Genomic DNA, 25,434 nt, shown 5'->3' with positions numbered 1-25,434 from the left:
GCACATTCAAACGATGGAGACAAACATGAGTGAGACGAACAAGCTTTCTGCCGCATCGCGGCGCAGCTTCATCAAGGCCGCTGGCGCAGGAACGGCGGCGGCCGCGTTCGGCGCGGTATCGCTCACGGCGCGCGCGGCGAGCGATGTCAAGTTCGACGCGGAGTATGACGTGGTCGTGTGCGGCGGCGGTGGCGGCGGATTGCCGTGCGCGCTGTTCTCGCGCTGGCTGGGAAACCGCGTGGTGATTCTCGAGAAGGCAGGCAGCGTCGGCGGCACGGCCGCGAAGGCCGCGTTCTGGTACTGGGTGCCGAACAACCAGCCGATGCGCCGCGCGGGCATCGCCGATCCGAAGCCTGATTACATGCGCTATGTCGCGCGTCTGTCGCGGCCCGAGCAATACGATCCGTCATTGCCGAAGCTCGGTCTGTCCGACTGGGAGTACGAGATGTGCGAGGCGATCTACGACAGCGCATCGCCGGCGGCGGAGTTGCTCGCGAGCAAGGGCGCGCTGCCGTATCGGCATGAAGGCGCGGTGCCGGATTACTGGGCCGAGTTGCCCGAAGACAAGGCGCCGCGCGGCCGCGTGCTGTTTCCTAAAGACGGCTTGCCGAGCATGTCGGACGGCGGCCGCGTCGCGATCCGCACGATGAGCGCGGCAGCACGCCGAGACGGCATCGACATCAAGACGGGTTATCGCGTGCAGAAAGTGCTCGTCGATGAAACGGGCGCGGTGATCGGCGTCGAATCGCTGACGGAAGAGGGCACGCTCTTTCGCGTGCGCGCAAAGAAGGCGGTGATCTTCGCGACCGGCGGCTTCACGCACGATCCCGAGTTGCGCAAGAACTTCCTGCACGGCGCGGTGTATGGTGGTTGTGCAGCGCCAACCAACGAAGGCGATTTCGTGCGGATTTCCAGCGCGCTCGACGTGCAGTTGCGCAACATGAACTACTCGTGGATGGCGCCGATCTCGCTCGACAAGGCCATCGCGAAGGATGGCTCGCTGTCCGGCATCTTCACGCCCACGGGCGATTCGATGCTCTACGTGAACAAGTACGGCAAGCGCGTCGTGAACGAGAAGCTCGCATACAACGAGGTGTGCGCGGCGTTCTCCGAATGGGACGGCGCGAAGGGCGAGTATCCGAATCTCACGCTCGTTTCCATCTGGGATCAGCAGGCGCAGGAGCATTGCGCAAGCGATGACTACGGCAGCCTCATCGTTCCCAAGGGATCGAACGACCGGCACGTACTGCGCGGCAACACGCTTGCGGAACTGGCGGGCGCGATTCGCGAACGCATGGCGAAGTACCAGAGCGCGCTCGGTAGCGCCACGTTGAGCGACGACTTCGTGCGCAGTCTCGACGGGACGATCAAGCGTTTCAACGGCTTCGCGAAGACGGGCGTGGATCAGGACTTCCATCGCGGCGAGCGCATCGTCGAGAAGCTTTTCAACGGACCCGTATCGAAGAAAGCCGATCAGAAGAACGAGACGATGTATCCGCTCTCGGCCAAAGGACCGTATTACGCGGCGCTCATCGTCGCAGGCAATCTCGATACCAAAGGCGGTCCGAAGACCAATTCGCATGGGCAAGTGCTCGATACGCGCGGCGAGCCGATCAAGGGTTTGTACGGCGTGGGCAATTGCGTGGCGTCGGCGTCCGCGCGTGCTTACTGGGCGGGCGGCGGCACGCTCGGACCGATCATCGCGTTCGCGTATCGCGCGGCGCAATCAGCCAATGGAGGTCAATCATGATTCGGATGGCTAACTTAATTACGATATTCGCGCTCGCCAGTTCTGCGGCACATGCGCAGCAGGACAGCGTCGCGATCGGCAAGAAACTCACGACGAACAACTGCGCCGTGTGCCACACCTTCGGCAAGGGCGAACCCAACGGACAAGGGCCGAATCTCTTCGGCATCGTCGGCAAGCCGATGGCATCGGAGCCCGGATTCAAGTATTCGGCGGGCATGAAGGCGGCCGCGTCGGGCAAGGTCTGGGACGACAAGCTGCTCGACGCGTGGCTCACCGACACGCAAGCCGTCGCGCCCGGCAACGCGATGACCTATTTCGAAGGCGACGAAGCACGGCGGCAAAAAATCATCGCGTATCTGCGCACGCTGCATTGAATCCGACATCAGGAGACTAAAGCATGAACCCCATCACCATGAGCGACGAACAGCGCAAGACCATCGCGCTCGAATATCTGCGCAGGCTCGATCGCGGCGCAGCATTCTTCGATCTCTTCGACGATCACGCCGAAGTGTATTTCCCCAAATGGGGCATCGCGACAGGCCGTGCGGCCTTTGAACAACTCTTCGCGGACCTCGGCTCGATCGTCGCGAAGTTCAAGCACGACCTCGCGTATCTGAACGTGATCCAGCAGGGCGATACGGTGGTCATCGAAGGCACGAGTTACGGCACGACGCAAAGCGGCGTCGACTGGCGCGCGGGCGTCACGCACGCGGGCCGCTGGATCGATGTCTTCGAGATCCGCGACTTCAAGATCCAGCGCTGCTTCATCTATCTCGACCCGGATTACGAAAGCGCGGACACGCAGCGCTATCCGTGGCTCGCGGATAAAAACGCGCAAAAGTAAGTACTTTCCCTAGGGCTGCGATCGAGCACGCATCGTTCGGCAAACGCGAACCTCGATTCATTGCCTCGCAGCCCTCGCCGCCCTAATCTTGATTCCAGCGCGACACCGCGAACGTGACCGCGGACATGGAGACAGACATGCAACAGACCCGACTCGGCAGCCTCGATAACTATCGCAAAGGCAATATCGAAATCATCAAGGGACAGGCATCGCATTACGTGATGTCCAACGTGTTCGACGTGGCGAGCCAATCCGCGCCGTACGAAAAAGTGGTCGTCGGCAAGAACCTCAAGTACGTGATCGAAACGCTGCGCGCGGAAGGCGTGTCGGCGTGGTTCACGGCATCGCACGATGAATTCGTCGTCGCGCTCGATGGCGAGATCGACGTGCACTTCATCAAGCCTTCAGATGGCGCGCTCGTAAGCGCCGATATCGAAGGCTCGGTGAAACTCGAAGGCGAACCCTCCGGCCAGAAGATGGGCTTCGTGCGCTTGCGTCGCGGACATCAGGCGCTGCTGCCTGCGGGCGCGGCGTATCGCTTCGAAGCGAGAAAGACCGGCGTGCTGCTCGTGCAGACGATTGCCGGCGCGGAATCGGTCGAGAAATGGGCCGACATCTGCATCCAGTAACGCCGCCGCGAACTCTCATCTTTCGGAGCAAAAACATCATGGATCAAGCCATTTTTCTGCAAAGCGTCGTCGCCACCGACCCCGATGCGTCCACCGGCTATCGCACGTTCAAGCTCGGCGAGTTCGAGTTCAGCCGCGACGCGTATTTCGTCACCGTGAAGTGGCCGGCAGAAGGACAGACGCGCTCGCATCAGATGCACGCCGACGACTTCCTGCGCGCGATGATGCGCGACGTCGCGTGGGGTTTCTTCTACGGCTGGGTCAATTTCGATGAAGTGATCGGCACGCGCAATCACTACGGCAAGGTCGACATGTATGCCGGCGCGTACAACGCGAGCTTCCGCGAAGCGGGCGTCGATTACACGCAGCAATTCGAAACGCCGATCATCATGGCGACGTTCAAGGCAATCCTGAAGGACTGGGTGAACGAAGGCTTCGATCCGTTCGCGGCTCCCGAGGAAACCGGCTCGGCATTCGGCGCCAAGCACGGCGACAACATCGCGGCGATCGACCGCACGCGCATCGCGACGAAGCGCATGCCGGGCCTCGAAGGCGATTCGCCGTTGCGCGACGACTTCCCGGTGAATCGCCAGTTCGCGGACGTATCGCAAGACGAGCCGGAGATTCACGCGGAGCCTGGATTCGAAGGGCAATTGCACGCGTTCAGCCTCTTCAAGTATCTGTCGCGTTCGGACGTGACGTGGAATCCATCGGTCACGTCCGTGTGCAAGCAAAGCCTCTTTTGCCCGACGACCGAGGAATTCGTGCTGCCGGTTTTTCACGGCAACGATCGCGTCGAGTGGTTCCTGCAACTGTCGGATCAGATCATCTGGGATGTGGCCGACAAGGACACCGGCGAGCCGCGCGCGCGCATCACGATGAACGCCGGCGATATCGCCGCGATGCCCGCCGACATCCGCCACAAGGGTTATTCGCAGAAACGCTCGATGCTTCTCGTCTGGGAGAACGCGACGCCCGATCTGCCGAGGCGCTACGAAAGCGGCGAACTGCCGCCGTATCCGGTCGCGTTCTAAGCCGCCTACGGTTTCCCTTCGACAAGAACGATGCCTTGAAAAAGGCGTCGCGGGGAACGCTTCGTCTTCAATCTTCGACACGAGCAAGACATGCAAACGCAACTCTTCATCGACGGCCGCTTCGTGGCCGCCCTGTCCGGCGAAACGCTCGCGACACTGAATCCGCACGACAACAGCGAGATCGCGCAAGTCTCGATGGCCGGCCGCGAGGATGTCGATCGCGCGGTTCAAGCCGCAAAAAAGGCATTCCCGGCGTGGAGCGCGATGGCGGCGGCGGATCGCGGACGCCTGCTCCTGAAACTCGCCGACGCGATCGAAGCGAACGCCGATGAACTCGCGCGCCTCGAATCGATGGACACCGGCCATCCGATTCGCGATACGCGCAATCTCGACGTGCCGCGCACGGCCGCGACGTTTCGTTATTTCGGCGGCATGGCCGACAAGTTCGAAGGCTCGGTGATTCCTGTCGAAGCCGGCTTTCTCAACTATCTGACGCGCGAACCGGTCGGCATCGTCGGACAAGTGGTGCCGTGGAATTTTCCGCTGATGTTCACGAGCTGGAAGATGGCGCCCGCGCTCGCGGCGGGCAATTGCGTCGTGATGAAGCCCGCCGAACTCACGCCCTTGTCGAGCCTCGCGATCGCGCAGTTGATGGCCGAGGTCGGCTTTCCGGCGGGCGTCGTGAACGTGCTGCCGGGTCTCGGTCACGTCGCGGGTCAATACATCGCGGAGCACCCGGAGATCGGCAAGGTGGCGTTCACCGGATCGACGGCGGTGGGCCGCAAGATCGTGCAGGCATCGAGCGGCAATCTGAAGAAAGTGCAGCTCGAACTCGGCGGCAAAGGGGCGAACGTCGTGTTCGGCGACGCGAATCTCAATGCTGTCGTGCAAGGTTCCGCGTTCGGCATCTTTCATAATCAAGGGCAGGCGTGCATTGCGGCGTCGCGGCTGATCGTGCACGAATCCATCGCCGATGACTTGCTCGAACGCTTCACGTCGCTCGCGCGCTCGATCCGCATCGGCGATCCGCTCGATCCGTCTACGGAAATGGGTCCGCTCACATCGCAGATGCATCGCGATCGCGTGCTTTCGTATGTCGATGTCGCGCGGGAGCAGGGCGGTCGCGTGCTCGCGGGCGGCAAGTCGCCGGACGCCGCGGGGCTCGCGAAAGGCTGCTATGTCGAACCGACCATCGTGCAGGCGAAGCCGACCGATCGCGTCGCGCAGGAGGAAGTGTTCGGCCCGTTCGTCACCGTCAGCACGTTCAAATCGGATGAAGAAGGACTGGCGATTGCCAACGGCACCGAATACGGCCTGGGCGCGGGACTCTGGACGCGCGATCTGCAACGCGCGCATCTCTTCGCGCGGCAACTGAAGAGCGGCATGGTGTGGATCAACTGCTACAAGCGCGTGAGTCCGGGATCGCCTTTCGGTGGCGTCGGCGCGAGCGGATACGGACGCGAGATGGGCTTCGAAGTGATGCGCGAATATACTCAGGCAAAGTCGGTGTGGGTGAATGTCGACGCCAATATTCCGCCTTACTATCCACGTTGAGCGCACCCGAAATCATGCAATCGTTCGTTTATCAGGGCATGCCGTCGCGCGTCGTGTTCGGTGCGGGAAGCATCGAACACGTCGAACGCGAGATCGAACGTCTGGGCGCAAGGCGCGCGCTCATTCTCTCGACGCCTCCGCAACGCGATCAGGCCGAAGCGCTCGCCGAACGCATCGGACATCGCGCGGCGGGCGTGTTCGCCGAAGCGGTGATGCACGTTCCCGTCGAAACGGCGCGCGCGGCGCGGGAGTATGCGGAGCGCATCGGCGCGGATTGCGCGATCGCCATCGGTGGCGGCTCGACGACCGGTCTCGGCAAGGCGATCGCGTTGACATCGTCATTGCCGATACTCGCCGTGCCGACCACTTACGCAGGCTCGGAAATGACGCCGATCTACGGCCTCACCGAAGCCGGCTTGAAGAAGACCGGCCGCGACATGCGCGTGCTGCCGAAAACCGTGATCTACGATCCGCAACTCACGGTCTCGCTGCCTGCGTCGCTTTCAGTGACGAGCGGCATCAACGCGATCGCGCACGCTGCCGAAGGACTGTACGCGCAGGACGCGAATCCCATCGTGAGCCTGATGGCCGAAGAAGGCATTCGCGCGCTCGCGCAAGGGATCGGCAAGGTCGTCCGGAATCCTGAGGATATGAATGCGCGCAGCGATTGTCTCTACGGCGCTTGGCTGTGCGGCGCGGTGCTCGGAAGCGTAGGCATGTCGTTGCATCACAAGCTGTGTCATACGCTCGGCGGTACGTTCAATCTGCCGCACGCGGAAACGCATACCATCGTGCTGCCGCACGCGCTCGCCTATAACCGCGATGCCGCGCCCGGCGCGATGAAGCGCATCGCTCGCGCATTGGACGCCGACGATGCCGCGCAAGGCACATTCGACCTCGCACGGGCGAACGGCGCGCCGACCGCGCTCAAGGACATCGGCATGAAGGAGAGCGATATCGACATCGCCGTCGATATCGCGTTGAAAAGCCCGTACTGGAATCCGCGTCCGGTCGAACGCGCGCCGCTGCGTGCGCTGATCGAAGCGGCCTACGAAGGACGACGACCATGAACGAACACCTCACGCAATCCGTCGCCGACGCCTTCGGCCAATGCGCCGATGCGCGCACGAAGGAGATCGTCGTCGCGCTGGTGCGTCATCTGCATGCGTTCGCGCGCGAAGTGAACCTCACGCACGACGAATGGCGACGCGGCATCGAGTTCCTCACGGCGACGGGCAAGAAGTGCGACGGCATCCGGCAGGAGTTCATTCTGCTGTCGGATACGCTGGGGCTTTCCATCGTGCTCGACGACATCAATCAGCATCACGATGAAGCCGCGACCGAGAGCAGTCTGCTCGGCCCGTTCTATCGCGATGGCGTGAAGGAATCGGCGTTCGGCGCGAACATCGCGCAAAGCGATGGCGAGCCGGTTTTCTTTTATGGCACGGTCGGCGACGTGAACGGCAAGCCCGTCGCCGATGCGCTGATCGAAGTCTGGCAGACCGCGCCGAACGGCATGTACGAAGGGCAAGACCCGGATCAGCCGGAAGGCAATCTGCGCGGGCGCTTTCGCACGAATGCCGACGGCGCGTACGCGTTCCATTCGATCAAGCCGACGAGCTATCCGATTCCGACCGATGGTCCCGTCGGCCAGATGCTCGTCGCTACGGGACGTCATCCGATGCGTCCCGCGCACATCCACTTTCGTATCGACGCACACGGCTACGAGCCGCTGACAACCGCGCTCTACTCGTCCGACGATCCGTATGTGAACTCCGATGCAGTGTTCGGCGTGAAGCGCTCGCTCGTCATCGAGTATGTGGCGAAGGAGGGCGGTTACGAGGTGGCGCGCGATTTCACGCTGCTCGTGAAGGAGCCCGCGTGAACGTTCTTTGCGCGCTCGACGACATTCCCGATGGCGGCGGCTTCGAAGCCGCGCCATCGGTTCTCGTTCTGCGACGCGGCGGCGATGCGTGGGCGTATCGCAACGTTTGCCCGCATTTCTCGGTACCGCTCAACTACGAGCCCGACGCGTTCTGGACCTATGAAGGCGCGCTGCTGATGTGCGCGCATCACAGCGCGATGTTTCGCTTCGAAGACGGCGTGTGCGTCGATGGTCCATGCCTTGGCGCGAGTCTCAGGCACATACCCATCCGCATCGACAATGGCCGCGTGCTGATCGAAGGCGAAAGCATCACATAGGATGCGCCGCGACGAAGTTCTTGTACGCGGCATAGGCGTCCTTCTGCGTGTGGCCGTCGTTCTCGAGCAAGCCGTATGCGCCGCCGCCCGGAAGACCCGCCGGATCGTCGTAGAGTTGGTACGTCTGAACCGATTCGATGCCGTAGGTCGATGCGAGCGCGACGAACTGCGCCAACATCTTGTTGCCGACGAGATATGCCGCGATCTGCTGATCGGTGCCGAAGTTCGGGCGCACGCCGGCCTCGTTGATCCAGATCGGCTTGCCGAGCGCCTGAAGCGCCGCGAGCACGTTGTGACAGCCCGTGCCGCCGCACGCGTTGGTGATGTCGTTCATGTCCGAGTACCAGTGCCACGCGGTGATGTCCCAATTCACGACCTCATGCCCCGTGCTGCCATCCGGCTCCGTGCCGGCCGCGAGCATTTGCGCGAAGCCGTAGTGCAGCCAGGTGCCGCCGCCCAGAATGATCTTCCCCGACGTATCGACCGACTTGATGCCCGCGATCATCCCGCGAATGACGCCGCGCAGGATCCTGAACTTGACGGCATCGTATTGCGACGGAAGCACGCCATCGACATTGCCGAGCAGCAGCGCCGATTCCATCTCGTTCGTGACCTCGTAATACGCATAGCGGCGCGAACTCGCCGTCTGTTGGCCGAGCGCGAAACCGGCGTTGTAGCCGTCGGTTTCGTTGATGAACGTGGCGATATCCATCAGGATCACCGGATACACGGTGACGCCGCCTGCCGCCATGATGTCGGCGATGCCCGCGAGCTTGTTCGCGGTGCCCTGGCTATAGACCTCGTTGCGATACAGCTTCGCGCCGAGATCCTGCAATTGCGAAAGCTGCAGCGCGGGGCTGGAGATATCGTAGGCGCCGCCTTCATTGTTGTGACCGTTCACGCCGTAGAAGAGTCGCGCGGACGGCGTCGGCGTCGGCGTCGTGGTGCCTGTGTTGCCGGTGCTCGCGTTATCGGTGCTCGTGCTATCCGTGCTCGACGCGGGAGCGGGCGCGCTGGCCGTGGGCGAAGATGTGCCGCTCGACGCGGTGTCGTCGGAGGTGTCGCTCGCGGTGGCGGGCGGGCTCGTCGTGAGCTTGGTCGTCCCCGTGCCCGATGGCGATGTATCCGATCCCGTCACGCTCGCGGAAGAAGCCGACGCGCTGCCGCTCTGCGCGGCGCTACTCGATGATGCGTTGTCGCTGCTGCCGCCACCGCCGCCGCCGCATGCGGCGACCAACACGCTCACCGCTGCAACGAGCGCAATAGACTTGAATCGGATGAAGCGGAAGGCCGGAGCGAAGTTCGTCATTTCAATACGGATTACTAAGTGGCTGACATCCATCTCCACGAAGTAGGCGTACGTTGCGCGAGTCGTCCGGACGAACGCGGACGGACCGGTAACGGACCTTCGTCCCGCGTCGGACGCAGGAACGGTGGAATGCTTGTCGATTAACCCCGGTGAGCCGTCCGGAAGAGGGCGCTGCCGGACACGTGGGGCGAAGAGGAGACCGCGTCGAAGCCGGTCTCAATAGGGTTTACGGCAGGGATGAACGGGACTTGAACGAATTTCGTCCGATGCAAACGTTACGACGCGAAAGATCGGGAAAACTTACCCGGAGAGGGGACGGTCCGGTTCGAGCGCCGCGCCGCCGAGGATGGACGTGGCGTCGGCGCGTGCGTTGTCGAGCTGCACGACGCTCGCCTGACGCGCCGCGAGCGCATCGCGGTTCGCGATCGCGGTGAAGATCGCCTTGTGACGCGGTAGTGACAGCGCGTGCGTATTCGGGTGGCGGCTCGTGAGCTTGATCGACTCGCTGAGCGCGAGCGACAGCATGTTGCCGATATACGCGAGCATGTCGTTGTGCGTGGCCGCCATGATCGAGCGATGAAACTCGAGGTCCGGAACGAGCAGATCGGCGGCGGTCTGCGCACCTTCCATGCGCTCATACGCAGCGCCGATGCGCGCGATGTCGTCATCCGTCGCGGAGATGGCCGCGAGCGCGGCGGCGGCCGGTTCGATGATCTGGCGGACTGTCATCAGCGAGCGGAAGAACTCGCCTTCGGGAAGATGGTTGATGGTCCAGACGAGCACGTCGGGGTCGAGCATGTGCCATTCGTCGCGCGCGCGCACGACGCTGCCCACGCGCGGCTTCGATACGACGAGCCCCTTCGCGACGAGCACGCGCGTCGCTTCGCGCAGCACGGGACGGCTCACGCCGTAGCTTTCGCAGAGCGTGGGCTCGGCGGGCAGACGCTCGCCCGGCGCAATGCGCCCGCTGACGATCTGCATGCCGAGCTCCTGCACGATGCGTCCGTGCATGCTCTTGCGTTGCTTGGGGTTGCGGTAATCCATGACGCGCAGCTCGAAACGGCTATTGAGCGGTCGTCGCGCGCATCGCCCGATATTCCCGTCTCACGATATCCATCAGTTCCGCGACCGATGTGTTCGCGCTGCGCTGCTCGTAAGTCACGCGGCCGCGCTGCATCAACATGATGCGATCCGCGATGTCCAGCGTCTGCGCATAGTTGTGCATGATCATGATGATCGAGAGGCCGCCCTTTTCCTTCAAACGCATCACGAGATCGATGATGAGCGCGGCCTCGCGCGCGCCCATCGCGGCGAGCGGCTCGTCGAGCAACAGGATTTTCGCGTTCGAATGCACCGCGCGCGCGACCGCGATCGCCTGACGCTGACCGCCCGACAGACGCTCGACCGGCAGATCGACCGAAGGCACATGTACGCCGATATCCTCGAGACATTGCGCCGCGCGCTCGCGCATCTGCTTGTGGTCGACGAGCCTGAACGGACCGCGCCGCACGATCTCGCGATTGAGGAACATGTTGTGATAAATCGACAGCGAATTCGCGAGCGCAAGGTCCTGATACACGCATTCGATGCCGAGCGCGCGCGCATGATCGACGGACTTCAGCAGCGTTTCCTCGCCGTGCACATGCAGCGTGCCGCTCGTCTGCTGATGAAAGCCCGTGAGAATCTTCACGAGCGTCGACTTGCCCGCGCCGTTGTCGCCGAGAATGCCGAGAATCTCGCCACGGCCGAGCGTAAGCGACACGCCGTCGAGCGCCGTCACCGCGCCGAAGCGTTTGACGAGCTTGTCGCCGCGCAGCGCGAGATCGGTGGCGGCTGCTGCTTGCGGGTCTGCCATCACCGTGCTCCCTTGCGGCGAATGCGGCCGATGTGGATATTGAAGATCATCGCTGCGAGAATCGCGGCGCCGAGAATGATGTTGAACGTGAACGCGTTGATGCCGATGAGCGTGAAGCCATCGCTCAGAATGCCGAGCACCGCCGCGCCGAGCAGTCCGCCGACAATCGTGCCCGAGCCGCCCGTCAAAGGCGTCCCGCCGATCACGGCAGCGGCCACGGCGAGGAACATGATCTGATTGCCGCCCGCTTGCGGATCGATCGACGTGATGCGAAAGCTTTCGAGAATGCCCGTGAATCCGGCGAGCACCGCCGCGAGCACGAAATTGCCGAGCCGCAGCCGGTTCACATGAATGCCCGCTTCGCTCGCGCCGAGCGGATTCGCGCCCGCCGCCTGCGTGTGCAGACCCCAGCGCGTATGCCGCAACAGCACATGCATGACGAACGCGATCGCAACGGTCCAGATGATCTCGCTATAGCCCCACGCGCCCATCACGGCGGCGAATTCCGGCGAGCCCGGCGTCGCGGCGGGCGTGCCGCGCGAGACGGTCAGCGTGATGCCGTTGATGAGAAAGAGCGTGCCGAGCGTCGTCACGAACGAAGGCAGGCGCAGAAAGACCGTCACCGCGCCGTTCACGAAGCCGATGATCGCCGCGGCGATGAGCCCCGCGATCACCGCGAGCCACATCGGCGCGCCCGCTTCGTTCGCGAACACCATCATGAACGGCGCGAATGCGAAGACCATGCCCGCCGACAGATCGATGTCGCCGCCGATCATCAGCATGATCTCGCCGAACGCGATGATCGCGACCGGCGCGACATACTGCGAAAGGTTGACGAGGCTCGCGTTGCTGAACAGGAAGTCGTGGTTGATGAACTGGAAGTAAGCCGCGAGCAGCACGGCCACGAGGAGGATGCGCAACTCCGGCGCCCAATGCGACGCCCACGCACCGCGCGGACTGGCGATCCGCGCGGGCGTCGTTGCTTTACGGGGTTCGTTCACTGTGTTCATCAGGACTTGATGGCCCCTTTCATCGGCACGATTTGCGGCTTGGTGGTCTTGCCTTCATAACGCGTCGACGTGTTGAGATACGGCTCGACCGTATCCTTCGTCACGAACTTGAGACCGGTATTGATGTTCGCCGGCCCGACGAGCCCGCCCGACGCGAGGAACACGAACGCTTCCATCACCGTGTAGAAGCCCTGCACATACGGCTGCTGGTCGATGGTGAAATCGAGGAAGCCTTCGTGGATGAGCTGGATCGTCTGCGGCAACAGATCGAAGCCGCCGCCATGCACGCCCTTCGACGGCAGGTTCGATTCCTTCATCACTTGCGCGACGCCTTGCGTGCTGCCGGCATCGACTGCGAACATGCCTTTCAGGTCCTGATGCCCGAGATAGAACGACTTGATCTTCGACAGTTCTTCGTTGACGGTCGCGCCCGTCGCAACGGTCTGAATGTCGATCTTCTTGCCGGATTTCTTGATCGCATCGCTCGCGCCGTCGAGACGCGGCTGAATGTTCAACTGTCCCGGCGTCGCGATGAAAAGCGCGACCATGCCGCTGTCGATCATGCTGGCGATTCGCTCGCCCATCTGATAACCCGACAGATACAGATCCTGTCCGATGTAAGCGAGCCGCGGATTCGTCTTGCCGCGCGGCGCATCGGCGTTGTAAGCGAATACGGGAATGCCGGCGTCGAGCGCGGCCTGAATGGGCTTGTCGAATGCGTTCGGATCGACGATCGGCACGGCGATCGCATCGGCTTTCGCAGCGATCGCAGAATTCACCGCGCGCACCATTTCGCCCGCGTCGGACGTGGCCGAGCCGGTCCACTGATAGTCCATGCCGAGCATGGAGCACGCATCCTGAATGCCGTATTGCGTCGGCACGAAGAACGGGTTCGTCGTCACATGATTGACGAACACGATCTTCCATTTCTTGTGCTGCGGAAACGCCGCTTCGGCCGCCTGCGCGGACGAGATCAAACCGCCGCCACCGGTCACGCCGCCCAGGAGCGACAGCGCCGCGCCGAGTCCCGCGCCCTGCATGATGCCGCGCCGGCCCGCGCTGATGAGCTTGCTGTCGTTTGCGTCGTCATCCCGATTCTGCGCCATGTGTTCCTCCGGTCTCTTCTTCGTTGGTCGATGGGTCGACTCATCGTCGATCGCTGTCAGATACTGGGTTTCACGGCACGTCATACACACGCGGCTTTCATCGATGAAAGAACGAAGCGTTGCGGATGACCGTGCGAACAGTGCGAGAGGGCGATTCGAGAGCGCGGCGTTTTGAACTAGTAATTGGGACGACGAAGCCCGCGCGCTGACTTCAATAGACAAACTATATGCAGAGTGTTTTGACGTGGCGATTAGCGTTTTCCCGGTACGCCCCATCGATATAGTCATGCTATTTATAGGTCTTTCCCATCAAGTGATCAAAGCCATGAGCGCCCCAAAAGCCAAGCTCCGTTCGGCCGCGTGGTTCGGCACCGCCGACAAGAACGGGTTCATGTACCGGAGCTGGATGAAAAACCAGGGCATACCGGACCACGAGTTCGCGGGCAAGCCGATCATCGGCATATGTAATACGTGGTCCGAACTAACGCCGTGCAATTCGCACTTCCGCAAGCTCGCCGAGCACGTGAAGCGCGGCGTGTTCGAAGCGGGCGGGTTCCCCGTCGAGTTTCCGGTGTTCTCCAACGGCGAATCGAATTTGCGTCCCACCGCGATGTTCACGCGCAATCTCGCGAGCATGGACGTCGAGGAAGCGATACGCGGCAATCCCGTCGATGCGGTCGTGCTGCTCGTCGGCTGTGACAAGACGACGCCCGCGTTGCTGATGGGCGCGGCGAGCTGCGACGTGCCCGCGATCGTCGTCTCGGGCGGACCGATGTTGAACGGCAAGCACGAAGGACGCGACATCGGCTCGGGCACGGTCGTATGGCAACTCAGCGAGCAGGTGAAGGCGGGCAAGATTTCGATTCACGAGTTCATGTCGGCGGAAGCGGGCATGTCGCGCTCGACGGGCACCTGCAACACGATGGGCACTGCATCGACGATGGCGTGCATGGCCGAAGCGCTCGGCGTCACGCTGCCGCACAACGCCGCGATTCCGGCGGTCGATTCGCGTCGCTATGTGCTCGGGCATCTGTCGGGCATGCGTATCGTCGAAATGGCGCTCGAGGATTTGCGTCTGTCCAAGCTGCTCACGCGCGAGGCCTTCGAAAACGCGATTCGTGCGAACGCGGCGATCGGCGGATCGACGAATGCGGCGATTCATTTGAAGGCGATCGCGGGGCGCATCGGCGTGAAGCTCGAACTCGACGACTGGACGCGCATCGGTCGCGGCACGCCCACGCTCGTCGATTTGCAGCCTTCGGGCCGCTTCCTGATGGAAGAGTTCTACTACGCCGGGGGCTTGCCCGCCGTCTTGCGGCGTCTCGGCGAAGCGAACCTGATTCCGCATCCGGATGCACTCACCGCGAACGGCCACACGCTGTGGGAGAACGTGAAGGAAGCGCCGCTCTACAACGACGAAGTGATTCGCCCGCTCGACAAGCCGCTCGTCGCCGATGGCGGATTGTGCGTGCTGCGCGGCAATCTCGCGCCGAATGGCGCGGTGCTGAAGCCGTCGGCGGCGACGGCTGCGTTGCTGAAGCATCGCGGGCGCGCGGTCGTGTTCGAGAACTTCGACGACTACAAGCACCGTATCGCCGATCCCGATCTCGATGTCACGGCGGACTCCGTGCTCGTCATGAAGAATTGCGGGCCGAAGGGTTATCCGGGCATGGCGGAAGTCGGCAACATGGGCTTGCCGCCGAAGCTGCTCGCGCAAGGCGTGACGGACATGGTGCGCGTGTCGGATGCGCGCATGAGCGGCACGGCGTACGGCACCGTCGTGCTGCACGTCGCGCCCGAGGCACGCGCGGGCGGGCCGCTTGCGATCGTGCGCGATGGCGACTGGATCGAGCTCGATTGCGACAACGGCGTGCTACGCATCGACATCGGCGACGATGAAATCCGCGCGCGCCTCGATGCGTGGAACGCGGCGAAGAGCGAGATTCCCGAGGATAAAACGGGTTATCGCAAGCTGTACGTCGAGCACGTTCTTCAGGCCGATGAAGGTTGCGACTTCGACTTTCTCGTCGGATGCCGTGGCGCGGAAGTGCCGAAGCATTCGCACTAGCCGCTATCTGCGCGGCTTCCATGTGGCGATGGCGACGCCGAGCACGGCGACGCCCATCGCATACCATGCGGTCCTCGGCAGCACTTCGTCGAGAAAGAAGTACGACAGCACGGCGGCTGCCGGCGGCACGAAGAAGAACAGCGACGCGACCTGCGAGACCTTGCCCGCACGCGTCATCGCGAGCAGCAGCGTGATCGCGATCAGCGAATTGCCGACGACGAGATACGCGAGCGTCGCGATGAATGTCGGCGTCCATTGCACTTGCGTGTGCTCGAAGAGCAAGGCCATCGGCGCGCAAAACACGAAGCCGACGCTGTATTGCACGAGATTCGATGTCACCGGATCTTGCGCGGTCCCCAGGCGCTTTTCATAGAGCATCGCGGCCGTGATGCCGACGAGCGCGCCGATCGCCATCAGCACCGGACCGAGCGATTCCGCATGCAGCGGCCCGCGCGCGACGATCACGCCGGCCGCGCCCGCGAGCCCGAGCAGCAAGCCGATCCATCTGCGCACGCCGATGCGTTCGCCGACGAACTTCGGCGCGAGCACGCCGACGAGAATCGGCTGCAACGACACGATCAGCGCGAGCACGGACGTCGCGATGCCCGCGGTCATCGACAGATAACTCAGTCCGAAGTACATCACCTGCACGAGAAAGCCGACGACGCCGAGATGCAGCCACGCGCGCGCGTTGCGCGGCCATTTCGGACGCTTCACGGCGCATACCGCGAGCAGCACGCCGACGCTCAATGCGAAACGTATTGCGAGAAACGTCAGCGGCGACGCGTAATGCAGGCCGGTTTTCGCAATCGGAAAGCCCGCGGACCAGAGCAGCAGAAAGAGAATCGGACCGCCGGTCGTGAGCCAGCGGCGTTCGTTGTGCGTGCTGCGGTCTTCCTTCCGGCCGATGTGCGGCGCTTGCGCCATGTTCGCGTCCCCGTGCTTGTAAGCGGATGCTGTCAAAGTACCCGATTGTAGTGTCCGCGACGCTGCGGACGACAAGGACCGTTCGCCGATCGCGTCGCCTTAATCCGCGACATGCACGGCGACATCGGCGAGACTTTCCGCGATCCATTCGGGCGGCGGGGCGTCGGTGAAGAGCGCGTCGATCTGGCTGAGATGCCCGAGTTTCACGAGCGCGGCGCGGCCGAACTTCGAATGATCCGCAACGAGAAACACCGTGCGCGACTGCTCGATGATCGCCTGCGCCACGCGCACTTCCGCGATGTCGAAGTCCCGAAGCGTGCCGTCTTCCTCGATGCTCGAAATGCCGATGATCCCGAAGTCCACCTTGAACATCCGGATGAAGTCGACGGCCTGCTCGCCCACGACGCCCTTGTCGCGCGCGCGCACTTTGCCGCCCGCGACCATCAGGTCCGCGTCGGACTCGTCCGCGAGAATGTTCGCCACGTTCAGGTTATTCGTGATGACGCGCAGGCCCGTATGCTGGCGCAGCGCGCGCGCCACTTCCTCGGTCGTCGTGCCGAGATTGATGAAGAGCGTCGCGTGATTCGGAATCTCCGCCGCGACCCGCCTCGCGATGCGACGCTTCTCGTCGAGAAACATCTGCTGACGCGCCGTGTACGCGGCGTTCTCGGAGCTCGTCAGCGCGCTCGCGCCGCCGTGATATCGGCGCAGCAGGTTCCGATCGGACAGCCAGTTGACGTCGCGCCGGATCGTCTGCGGTGTGACGTCGAATTGCGCCGCGAGGTCTTCGATGGTCGCGAAGCCGTCTCGGGCGACGCGATCCAGCAGCGCGCGCTGCCTGCCGTTCAGTGCTTGGTCGGATGTCATCGAAAGCTGCTCGGAATCGCAAAAAAATGAAAATTATCGGATGCGCGCAGTGTACGACGAAAGCCGCCGCCGACCAACGCCGGCTCTGAAATTGCCGGTTCACATGCGCTCGAACAGTGCGTCCGCCATCTTTCCGTCGGCGCCACGCGATGCTACGATGGTTGAAAACGAATATTCAGATTCGTATTCGAACATTCTCCGAACCGGCTGTCTGGAGTGGCCGCATGAGCCAGCGACGTTTTATCCTTGCCCTCGACCAGGGCACGACCAGTTCCCGCGCGATGCTGTTCGCCCATTCGGGCAGCGTGATAGCGAGCGCGCAGCGGGAGTTCGCGCAGCATTATCCGCAGCCGGGGCGGGTCGAGCACGATCCCGCCGACATCTGGCAGTCGCAACTCGCCGTCGCGCACGAAGCGATGCAGAAGGCCGGCGCGCGGGCTTCGGATATCGCCGCCATCGGCATCGCGAATCAGCGCGAAACCACGCTGCTCTGGGACCGGCAAACGGGCGCGCCCGTCGGACCCGCGATCGTCTGGCAGGACCGCCGCACCGCCGCGCATTGCGCCCGTCTGATCGAATCCGGCGCGGAATCGCTCATCGAAGAAAAGACGGGCTTGCGCATCGATCCATACTTTTCCGCGACCAAGCTCGCGTGGCTGCTCGACAGCGCGCCCGGCCTGCGCGCGCGCGCGTGCCGCGGCGAATTGGCGTTCGGCACCGTCGATAGCTGGCTCCTCTGGCAACTGAGCGCAGGCCGCCGCCACGTAACCGATGTATCGAATGCCGCGCGCACCGCGCTCTTCGACATCCGCGCAGGCGCATGGGACGACGGGCTGCTGGCGCTCTTCGATATCCCGCGCGCCGTGCTTCCCGAAGTCGTGGCATCGAGCGGAGCGATCGCCCATACCGACGCCGCGTTGTTCGGCGCGCCGATTCCGATCACAGGCGTCGCCGGCGACCAGCAGGCCGCGACCTTCGGGCAGGGCTGCGTCGAGCCGGGCCTCGTCAAGAATACCTACGGCACCGGCCTTTTCATGCTGATGAACACAGGCGCGCAGCCGGTCGCATCGCGGCATCGGCTGTTGACCACGATCGGCTGGGAATTCGGCGGGCAGCGCACCTACGCGCTGGAAGGCGCGGTTTTCATGGGCGGCGCGATCGTCCAGTGGCTGCGCGACGGTCTCGGGTTCATCGAAAGCGCGGCGGAAATCAGCGCGCTCGCCGCGCAATGTTCGTCGAGCGAAGGCGTCGTGCTCGCGCCCGCATTCGCGGGTCTGGGCGCGCCGTATTGGGATCCCTACGCGCGCGGCACGCTGCTCGGCATGACGCGCGGGACGAATCGCGCGCATATCGCGCGGGCCGCGCTCGAAGCCATCGCGTTCCAGACGGTCGATGTCCTCGACGCGATGGAAGCCGATGCCGGCATCGCCGTGAGCGAGCTGCGCGCGGACGGCGGCGCGTCGCAGAGCGACCTGCTGATGCAGATTCAGGCCGATCTGCTCGGCCGTCCCGTCGTGCGCCCGAGCGTCACGGAATCGACCGCGCTCGGCGCGGCCTGCCTCGCCGGACTCGGATCGGGCTTCTGGTCGAGCCGCGACGAAATCGCGAGCGCGTGGCCGCCCGCGCGCCGGTTCGAACCCGCGATGGCGTCGGCGGAACGCGCGATGCACATCGAGCGCTGGCATCGCGCGATCGATCGCGCCCGCGCCTGGGAACATCCCGCCGAAGAACCGCTTTCCACGGTCTGACATGAAAACGAACATGCCATCCGGACGCGCGGCGCTCTTGCGCGAAACAGATCAGACGCCGTTCTTCGATGTCGTCGTGATCGGCGGCGGCGCGAGCGGTCTCGGCACGGCCGTCGATGCGGCGTCGCGCGGTTATCGGACCTTGCTGCTCGAAGCGCGCGACTTCGCGAAGGGCACATCGAGCAAGGCCACCAAGCTCGTGCACGGCGGCGTGCGCTATCTCGCGCAGGGCAACATCCCGCTCGTTCGCGAAGCGTTGCGAGAGCGCGGACTGCTCGCGCGCAATGCGTCGCATCTCGTGCACGCGCTCGGTTTCATCGTTCCCGCGTACCGGCTCGGCGACAAGCTGACGTACGGCGCGGGCCTCAAGATCTACGACTGGCTCGCGGGCTCGCTCAACCTGCGCGCGAGCCGCAGCCTCGATCTCGCCGAAACCCGCGCGAAATCGCCGATGCTCGCCGAATCGCTGCACGGTCACGCGCTGCGCGGCGGCACGCTTTATTTCGACGGCCAGTTCGACGACGCGCGTCTCGCCATCACGCTGATGCGCACGCTCTTCGATCTCGGTGGCGTCGCGCTGAACAATGCGGCGGTGCGCGGCGTGCAGTTCGATCGCGCGGCGGGGCGTCATCGGCTGGAGGTGGAGGACGTCGAAAGCGGCGACCGGTTCGCGGTGAGCGCGCGCTGCGTCGTCAATGCGACGGGCGTCTGGGTCGATTCGATCCGCGCGATGGCCGAGCCCGGCGCGCGCCCGATCGTCGCGCCGAGCCAGGGCGTGCATCTGACCTTGCCCGGCCGCTTCCTGCGCAGCGATAGCGCGATCCTCGTGCCCAAGACGCAGGACGGGCGCGTGCTGTTCATCGTGCCGTGGCACGGTCACGCGATAGTCGGTACGACCGACACGCCGCGTCACGACTTGCCGCTCGATCCGCGCGCGAGCGACGAGGACATCGATTTCATTCTCGCGACGGCTGCCGATTATCTGTCCGTCAAGCCGACGCGCGACGATGTCCTGAGCGTATGGGCGGGGCTGCGTCCGCTCGTGAAGAGTGACGGCGCGGCATCGACCGCGTCGTTGTCGCGCGAACATACCATCGAAATGAACGCGACCGGCATGATCACCGTGACGGGCGGCAAGTGGACCACGTACCGTCTGATGGCGCAGCAGGTGATCGATCTCGCCGTCTCGAAGCAACTGCTGAGCGCTGCGCCGTGCCGAACGGCGTCGTTGCCGCTGCATGGATCGACGGCGGAGCAACACGGCTACTACGGTTCCGATGGGGCAATCATCGATCGTCTGCCGGGCGCGCAAAACGTTCTGGTGAAGGCGAGCGGCCTGACCGAGGCGCAGACGCGCTTCGCGGCGCGGGCCGAACTCGCGCGCTGCGTCGAGGATGTGCTCGCGCGGCGCAATCGCGCGTTGTTTCTCGATGCCGCCGCCGCCCGCGATGCCGCGCCCGAAGTCGCCAGAATCATGGCCGAAGAACTCGGGCACGGCGCGCAATGGCAAGCGGAGGAAATCGCGCGTTTCGATGCGTTCGCGCGAACCTGGATGCTGTCGTAGCGGCGCGTCGATCAGAACGCGTGCCGGATGCCGACCATCGCGACGAACTGCGACGGTCCCGACGAAGGCGACGCGTTCTGCGAATCGCCGACGACCGCCACGGCATTCGCAATCGCCACGCCGCCCGTTCCGCCCGACGCGATGAGCGACTGACCCCGCGCGTGCTGATACGCCTGCAGCGCATAGAACGTAGTGCGCGCCGACAGGCTGTACGTTTCCTCGAACGAAATCTGGTGATACTGCGCCGCATCGCCGATGCCGTTGGCCCTGCTCGCGCGCGTGTAGCTGTAGCCCGCCGCGACATTCACCGCGGGCGTGAACCGGTAAGTGGCGATGGCGCCGTAGCTGTTGAACACGGCTTCATCGGCGAAAAGCGAGCGCGAGCCCGGCGCATAGTGCACGTTGGAATAGTTGAGGCCGAGCATCAGATCGTTGTACGTGTAGCGCGCCGCCGCCGCGATCAGTTGCGCGCTTTGTGCGCTCGCGTAGCCGTTGTTCACCGGCGAGTTGATCGCGAAGCTCCCGAGCGCCGGGCTGGTCGCGATGTCTTTCAGCTTCACGTAGCCCGCCGCGATCGCGAAAGGCTTGTAGTCGTAGCGAAGCGCGGCACTGAAGTTGCTGCCGCTCGCGATGCTGCCCGGCACGCCGCCGAGCGCGTATTGCACGCTGAACGCGAGACCCGCGATCACCGGCGACGCATACGTGACCGCGTTGTTGAAGCGCAGCGTGGTGTCGAGGGCATCGACGTCGCCGGGATGCGCGCCGGTCGCGCCGGTCAGCACGCCCGTCGGTCCGAGCGCGCCGACCATGCTGAAGTAAGGCGTGTACTGGCGGCCGAGCGTCAGCGTGCCGTAACGCTCGTGGCTCAAGCCCGCATAGGCTTGACGATTGAACATCGCGTTTGCGCTGGCTTGCGCGCCCGTCAGCGAATTGAAGCCGCTTTCGAGCCGGAAGATCGCCTTCGTGCCGCCGCCGAGGTCTTCCGCGCCGAGAAGCCCGAACTTGCTCGCCTGCAGATTGCCCTGGCTCATGTAGACGTTGGACTGCCCGCGCTGGTTGCTGACATACGCGAACGCGTTATCGACGACGCCGTAGAGCGTGACGCTGCTTTGGGCCGTCGCCGTGCCGCTGAACAGGGCGACGGCGAGAGAAATGGACGTGAGGACGCCTGCGCGCGTCCGTGCGCGATTCAAGGACTTCATTGCTGATTACTTTCCCGTGAAGTGTTGAGGCTCAGTCTGCAAGACGCAGCGTGATATGACGCCAGCCGTCCGCGATGCGCTCGCCGGCCAGCTCGCCCGTCGCGCAGGTCGCGACGCGCGTATCCGATGCAGGCACGCTCACGCGGACTTCGTTCTGTACGCGTGGCATCGCGCCGTGGCGTTCTATCGCGATGCGCAGGCTTCGCGCATCGCTTTCGATGACGACGCGCCAGCGCCCGTGCACGCCGTCGCGCCACGCTTCGGTTTCGCCGTCGTCTTCGATGCAATCGCCGCGCGCGACGCCGGCGCCCGCGCAAGGCAACGCGATGAACGCGCGTTCATCGGCGGGACGCGCGAAGTGCTGCTCCGCGATGTTCAGCGGAATCACATGCCCTTCGCGGATCAGCATGACGGGGCGATCGTGCGGCGCGGGCAGCGTGACCGTTTGGCCGCCGTCGAAGACTTCGCCGCTCCAGTAGGACGACCAGCGCGCGCCCTTCGGCAGATGGATGCGTCGCTCGCTTTGCGCCGCCTCGACGACCGGCGCGACGAGCAGCGACGAGCCGAGCATCATGTCGTCGCCGTCTTCGAGGCAGAGCGGATCGTCGGGGAATTCGGCGAACATCGGACGGAGCACCGGTTCGTACGCGCGATGCGATCGCCACAGCAGTTGGTACAGGTACGGAATAAGCCGGTAACGCAGCTTGATGAGACCGGCGATGAGATTGGTAGTTTGCGGATACATCCAAGGCTCGTTGACGGTGCCGTCGTCGTTCCATGAGTGGATGGAAAAGCGCGGCAGAAAGATGCCGAACGCGACCCAGCGCGACAGCAGTTCAGGATCCGGCGCGGGCCCCGCGAAGCCGCCGATGTCATGTCCGCTGTTCGACACGCCCGACATCGCGAGACCGAGGCCCATCTTGAGATTGAAGCGCAGCGTGTCCCACGACGTGTAGTTGTCGCCCGACCACGTCTGCACATATCGATGCATGCCGACGCCGCCCGAGCGCGATACGAGAAACGGCCGCACGCCGGGCGCATGTTCGCGCTGCGCGTCGCGCGAGCCGCGCATCATCAGTTGCGTCTGCAGGACCTTGGCCTCGCGCGCCGGAAACGGCTCGCCGAAGCCGCGCGCGATTGCATCCGCGCTCCAGATTTCGAACTCGTTGTTGTCGTTCCACGTCGCGGCGATGCCGTGCGCGAGCAGGCTTTCCTTCACGCGCGCTTTCCACCAGTCGATGGTCCGCGGATTCGTGAAGTCGAGATACGCGCCGACTTCGTCCCAGAACTGCACCCACGCCGGTTCGCCGTCGCGCGTTTCGATCAGGAGACCGGCATCGGCGACGGATTCGAACAGCGGGTGATCCCGCAGCAGACACGGCTTGATGTTCGGACACAGCCGCACGCCTTCGCGCAGATAGCTCGTCACGAAACCGTCGATATCGGGAAACTTGTCGCGATTCCAGTTGAACACGTAGCGCTTGCCGCCAATCGACGTATAGCCCGACGAAAGATGGAACGAATCGCACAGGATGTCGTGCTCGCGGCATCGGTCGATGAATTCGGCCATGCGCTTTTGCGCGTGGGGGGCGTCGGTGTAGCTCATCGTCGAGCCGGAGTAGCCGAGGCCCCACTTCGGCATCCACGCGGGACGACCCGTCAGCCATGTAAAGCGGCGCACGGCGTGAAGCGGCGTGTCGGGCGACGCGATGAAGTAATAGTCGAGATCGCCGTGCTCCGCGATGAAGTGCCGATAGTGCCCGTGATAGTTGTCGAGCTCGCGGCCCATGTCGAAGCGGCAATCGGCGAGCGTGTCGTAGAAGAGACCGAAGCCCGTCGATGTCTCCGGCTGCCACGTCACGTAGAACGGAATGTGCTTGTAGAGCGGATCGGTCGTGCGGGCGTTGTAGCCCATCGCATCGACGTTGCGCATCTCGTAGCTTTGATTCGCGCGGTCGAGCGAACCCGCGCGTTCGCCGAGTCCCACGTACATTTCGCCCGGCTTGCGCGCGATGTAGTGATACACGCGCTCGTCCCACCAGCCGAAGTTGTACGCCTGCGTCTTGCGATCGTTCATGACGTGATGCCACTGGCGGTCGCGCACGATTTGCCACGAGCAGAAGCCGCCGTCGAGCGCAATCGTCAAGCGGATCATCGCTGTCTCGATGACGACGTGTTGGTCATCGTCCGACATCGTGAACGGTGCGCTCGCGAAGCCGCTCGTATCGTAGCGGTCGCGTCCTTCGAGCGGCACGTCGTCCTGTCCGGGCGCGATCGCCCAGGTGCGCGGCCCGCGCAGTTCGCCGTGCGGCAAGACCAGCACGCGGATGATGTCATCGGCGAGGACGAACAGTTCGATGCCCGCGCCATCGGCGGAACTCAGCGCGACGCGGTTGTCCGTTCGCTCCGAAATCGCGAAACGCGGACGATTCTTCAAGTTGGCCATGATGTGTCTCCCGTTCATTCGATCTCAGGCGGCCCGATGCGCCGCGCCGGGCGGATTCGCGTCGCTCGTCACGCCGCGCATCAGCACGACGAGCAGCGCCGCGCCGATCAGGTCGAACGCGCCGAGCGCGGCGAAGAGCGGCGTGAAGCCCACCGAATCCGCGAGCGCGCCGACGACGAGCGAAAAGCCCAGTCCGCCGATCCACGCCGCCATGCCCGCGAAGCCCGCGGCGGTGCCGACTTCGCCGGGCTCGAAGACATCGGCGGCGAGCGTGTTGACGAGCGCCGAGATCATCTGATGCGCGAAGCCGCCGACGCAGAACAGCGCGATGGCTTCATACGGCGACGCGACGAGCCCGATGCACGCGGGCCCGATCATCATGAACGCGCCGAGCACGACGCCCGCGATGCGCGACGCGATGAGCGGCACGCGGAAACGCTTCATCAGAAACGGCGAAAGATAGCCGCCGAACAGCCCGCCGAGATCGGCGGCGAGAAACGGCAGCCACGCGAACATGGCGATCTGCTTGAGGTCCATGTGACGCTCGGTCGCGAGATAGAGCGGAATCCAGAAGCTGAAGGTTTGCCACGCGGGTTCGGCGAAAAAGCGCGCCTGCGCGATGGCCCAGAAGCGGCGCGTGCCGAGCACTTCGCGGATGCGGCGTTGCTCGCCCGGGCGGTTCGTCACGGGCGTTTGCCCTTCGATGATCGCGTTCTTCTCCTGCTCGCCGATCTTCGGATGCTCGCGCGGCCCGCGATACAGCCAGTACCAGAACGCGGCCCAGACGAAGCCCATCGCGCCGGTCACGACGAACGCGCTTTGCCATCCGTAGCGCAGCGAAAGAAAGACGACGAGCGGCGGCGCGAACAGCGAGCCGAGCGACGTGCCGGCGTTGAAGTAGCCGACCGCGACCGACTTCTCGCGATTCGGAAACCATTCGGCGACGACCTTCATCCCCGCCGGAATCGCGACGGCTTCCGAGAGGCCCATGAGTCCGCGCAGCGCCGCGAGCGACACCCAGCCGCCGGCGAGCGCGTGCGCCATGCCGGTCGCGGACCAGAGGCACGCGAACAGCGCGAAGCCGAGCCGCAGTCCGATTACATCGATGATGAGTCCGCACACCGGCTGCATGATCGTATAGCCGACCTGAAACGCGGCGACGACATAGGAATACTGCTGCGTGCTCATGTTCATGAGCGTTTTCAGCTCGGCGGCCATGACGCCGAGCGCGTTGCGCGAAAGATAGTTGACGATCGTGCCCGCGCAGACGAGCGCGATGATCCACCAGCGCAAGCCGATGACTGTTTTCAAGATTGAGT

The 25,434-nt window shown here is 64.0% G+C and carries 23 protein-coding genes; 13 read left to right on the top strand and 10 right to left on the bottom strand.

Annotation, left to right across the window (positions count from 1 at the left end; translation table 11 throughout):
• Positions 1-25 precede the first annotated feature (25 nt).
• The 9 genes from NCT05_RS29240 (at position 26) to NCT05_RS29200 (ending at position 8,013) form a co-directional block, all read left to right on the top strand.
• Positions 26-1,750 (top strand): FAD-dependent oxidoreductase, encoded by a 1,725-nt coding sequence (locus NCT05_RS29240; RefSeq protein ID WP_250503809.1) that lies wholly within the window; start codon positions 26-28, stop codon positions 1,748-1,750.
• Positions 1,751-1,755: 5 nt separating this feature from the next.
• The gene (locus NCT05_RS29235) at positions 1,756-2,124 is read left to right on the top strand and encodes a c-type cytochrome (protein ID WP_250441622.1); all 369 of its coding nucleotides are present in this window, start codon (positions 1,756-1,758) and stop codon (positions 2,122-2,124) included.
• 23 nt (positions 2,125-2,147) lie between these two features.
• Entirely contained in the window at positions 2,148-2,594 is a 447-nt protein-coding gene (locus NCT05_RS29230) for a nuclear transport factor 2 family protein (protein WP_008346123.1), read from the top strand.
• A 137-nt stretch (positions 2,595-2,731) separates the two neighbouring features.
• A complete protein-coding gene (locus NCT05_RS29225; RefSeq protein WP_033536925.1) occupies positions 2,732-3,223 on the top strand; it encodes a cupin domain-containing protein in 492 nt (163 codons plus the stop codon).
• Between the two features lie 38 nt (positions 3,224-3,261).
• The gene (locus NCT05_RS29220; RefSeq protein WP_250503808.1) at positions 3,262-4,257 is read left to right on the top strand and encodes a hydroxyquinol 1,2-dioxygenase; all 996 of its coding nucleotides are present in this window, start codon (positions 3,262-3,264) and stop codon (positions 4,255-4,257) included.
• Positions 4,258-4,347: 90 nt separating this feature from the next.
• Entirely contained in the window at positions 4,348-5,811 is a 1,464-nt protein-coding gene (locus NCT05_RS29215) for an aldehyde dehydrogenase family protein (protein ID WP_250503807.1), read from the top strand.
• A gap of 14 nt (positions 5,812-5,825) precedes the next feature.
• Entirely contained in the window at positions 5,826-6,881 is a 1,056-nt protein-coding gene (locus tag NCT05_RS29210) for a maleylacetate reductase (RefSeq protein ID WP_250503806.1), read from the top strand.
• The gene (locus tag NCT05_RS29205) at positions 6,878-7,696 is read left to right on the top strand and encodes an intradiol ring-cleavage dioxygenase (protein ID WP_250503805.1); all 819 of its coding nucleotides are present in this window, start codon (positions 6,878-6,880) and stop codon (positions 7,694-7,696) included. The genes NCT05_RS29210 and NCT05_RS29205 overlap by 4 nt, the downstream gene beginning before the upstream one ends.
• Complete coding sequence (locus tag NCT05_RS29200; RefSeq protein WP_250503804.1) at positions 7,693-8,013, top strand: Rieske (2Fe-2S) protein; 321 nt, start codon at positions 7,693-7,695, stop codon at positions 8,011-8,013. The genes NCT05_RS29205 and NCT05_RS29200 overlap by 4 nt, the downstream gene beginning before the upstream one ends.
• Here the strand turns inward: NCT05_RS29200 and NCT05_RS29195 are convergent.
• The gene (locus tag NCT05_RS29195) at positions 8,006-8,914 is read right to left on the bottom strand and encodes a lipopolysaccharide biosynthesis protein (protein WP_175980308.1); all 909 of its coding nucleotides are present in this window, start codon (positions 8,912-8,914) and stop codon (positions 8,006-8,008) included. The genes NCT05_RS29200 and NCT05_RS29195 overlap by 8 nt on opposite strands.
• 40 nt (positions 8,915-8,954) lie before the next feature.
• Here NCT05_RS29195 and NCT05_RS37050 point away from each other — a divergent pair, with 40 nt between their 5' ends.
• Complete coding sequence (locus tag NCT05_RS37050) at positions 8,955-9,368, top strand: hypothetical protein (RefSeq protein WP_350029144.1); 414 nt, start codon at positions 8,955-8,957, stop codon at positions 9,366-9,368.
• Positions 9,369-9,622: 254 nt separating this feature from the next.
• Here NCT05_RS37050 and NCT05_RS29190 read toward each other — a convergent pair whose 3' ends face one another.
• From NCT05_RS29190 to NCT05_RS29175, 4 genes are read right to left on the bottom strand one after another with little or no spacing between them, the layout of a single operon-like run.
• Positions 9,623-10,366 (bottom strand): FadR/GntR family transcriptional regulator, encoded by a 744-nt coding sequence (locus tag NCT05_RS29190; protein ID WP_250503803.1) that lies wholly within the window; start codon positions 10,364-10,366, stop codon positions 9,623-9,625.
• A gap of 19 nt (positions 10,367-10,385) precedes the next feature.
• A complete protein-coding gene (locus NCT05_RS29185) occupies positions 10,386-11,177 on the bottom strand; it encodes an ATP-binding cassette domain-containing protein (RefSeq protein WP_008346100.1) in 792 nt (263 codons plus the stop codon).
• Complete coding sequence (locus NCT05_RS29180; RefSeq protein ID WP_008346099.1) at positions 11,177-12,187, bottom strand: ABC transporter permease; 1,011 nt, start codon at positions 12,185-12,187, stop codon at positions 11,177-11,179. Before NCT05_RS29180 ends, NCT05_RS29185 begins: the two co-directional genes overlap by 1 nt.
• Positions 12,187-13,293, bottom strand: a complete 1,107-nt coding sequence (locus NCT05_RS29175; RefSeq protein WP_250503802.1) for a sugar ABC transporter substrate-binding protein — start codon at positions 13,291-13,293, stop codon at positions 12,187-12,189. The genes NCT05_RS29180 and NCT05_RS29175 overlap by 1 nt, the downstream gene beginning before the upstream one ends.
• A 325-nt stretch (positions 13,294-13,618) precedes the next feature.
• On the opposite strand from NCT05_RS29175, the gene NCT05_RS29170 reads away from it, so the two are divergent.
• Entirely contained in the window at positions 13,619-15,361 is a 1,743-nt protein-coding gene (locus NCT05_RS29170) for an IlvD/Edd family dehydratase (RefSeq protein ID WP_250503800.1), read from the top strand.
• Positions 15,362-15,364: 3 nt separating this feature from the next.
• Here NCT05_RS29170 and NCT05_RS29165 read toward each other — a convergent pair whose 3' ends face one another.
• Together NCT05_RS29165 and NCT05_RS29160 are read right to left on the bottom strand one after the other, a co-directional pair.
• Positions 15,365-16,288, bottom strand: coding sequence for a DMT family transporter (locus NCT05_RS29165; RefSeq protein WP_250503798.1), 924 nt, complete (start codon positions 16,286-16,288; stop codon positions 15,365-15,367).
• Positions 16,289-16,387: 99 nt separating this feature from the next.
• Complete coding sequence (locus tag NCT05_RS29160; RefSeq protein WP_008346095.1) at positions 16,388-17,155, bottom strand: DeoR/GlpR family DNA-binding transcription regulator; 768 nt, start codon at positions 17,153-17,155, stop codon at positions 16,388-16,390.
• A gap of 224 nt (positions 17,156-17,379) precedes the next feature.
• On the opposite strand from NCT05_RS29160, the gene glpK reads away from it, so the two are divergent.
• On the top strand, positions 17,380-18,903 hold the full coding sequence (gene glpK / locus NCT05_RS29155; protein ID WP_175980313.1) for a glycerol kinase GlpK: 1,524 nt from the start codon (positions 17,380-17,382) through the stop codon (positions 18,901-18,903).
• Between the two features lies 1 nt (position 18,904).
• Positions 18,905-20,467, top strand: a complete 1,563-nt coding sequence (locus NCT05_RS29150) for a glycerol-3-phosphate dehydrogenase/oxidase (protein WP_175980314.1) — start codon at positions 18,905-18,907, stop codon at positions 20,465-20,467.
• 11 nt (positions 20,468-20,478) lie between these two features.
• Here NCT05_RS29150 and NCT05_RS29145 read toward each other — a convergent pair whose 3' ends face one another.
• The 3 genes from NCT05_RS29145 to NCT05_RS29135 are packed head-to-tail and all read right to left on the bottom strand — an operon-like array spanning position 20,479 to position 25,426.
• On the bottom strand, positions 20,479-21,669 hold the full coding sequence (locus NCT05_RS29145; RefSeq protein WP_250441612.1) for a porin: 1,191 nt from the start codon (positions 21,667-21,669) through the stop codon (positions 20,479-20,481).
• Between the two features lie 31 nt (positions 21,670-21,700).
• Positions 21,701-24,115, bottom strand: coding sequence for a glycoside hydrolase family 31 protein (locus NCT05_RS29140; protein WP_250503796.1), 2,415 nt, complete (start codon positions 24,113-24,115; stop codon positions 21,701-21,703).
• A gap of 24 nt (positions 24,116-24,139) precedes the next feature.
• Positions 24,140-25,426, bottom strand: coding sequence for an MFS transporter (locus tag NCT05_RS29135; RefSeq protein ID WP_008346087.1), 1,287 nt, complete (start codon positions 25,424-25,426; stop codon positions 24,140-24,142).
• Positions 25,427-25,434: the final 8 nt, after the last annotated feature.

It is taken from the genome of Caballeronia sp. AZ7_KS35 (assembly GCF_023631045.1).
GTDB lineage: Bacteria > Pseudomonadota > Gammaproteobacteria > Burkholderiales > Burkholderiaceae > Caballeronia > Caballeronia zhejiangensis.
Note: the sequence above shows the minus strand (reverse complement) of the source record. Positions and strands in the feature narration are given on the sequence as shown.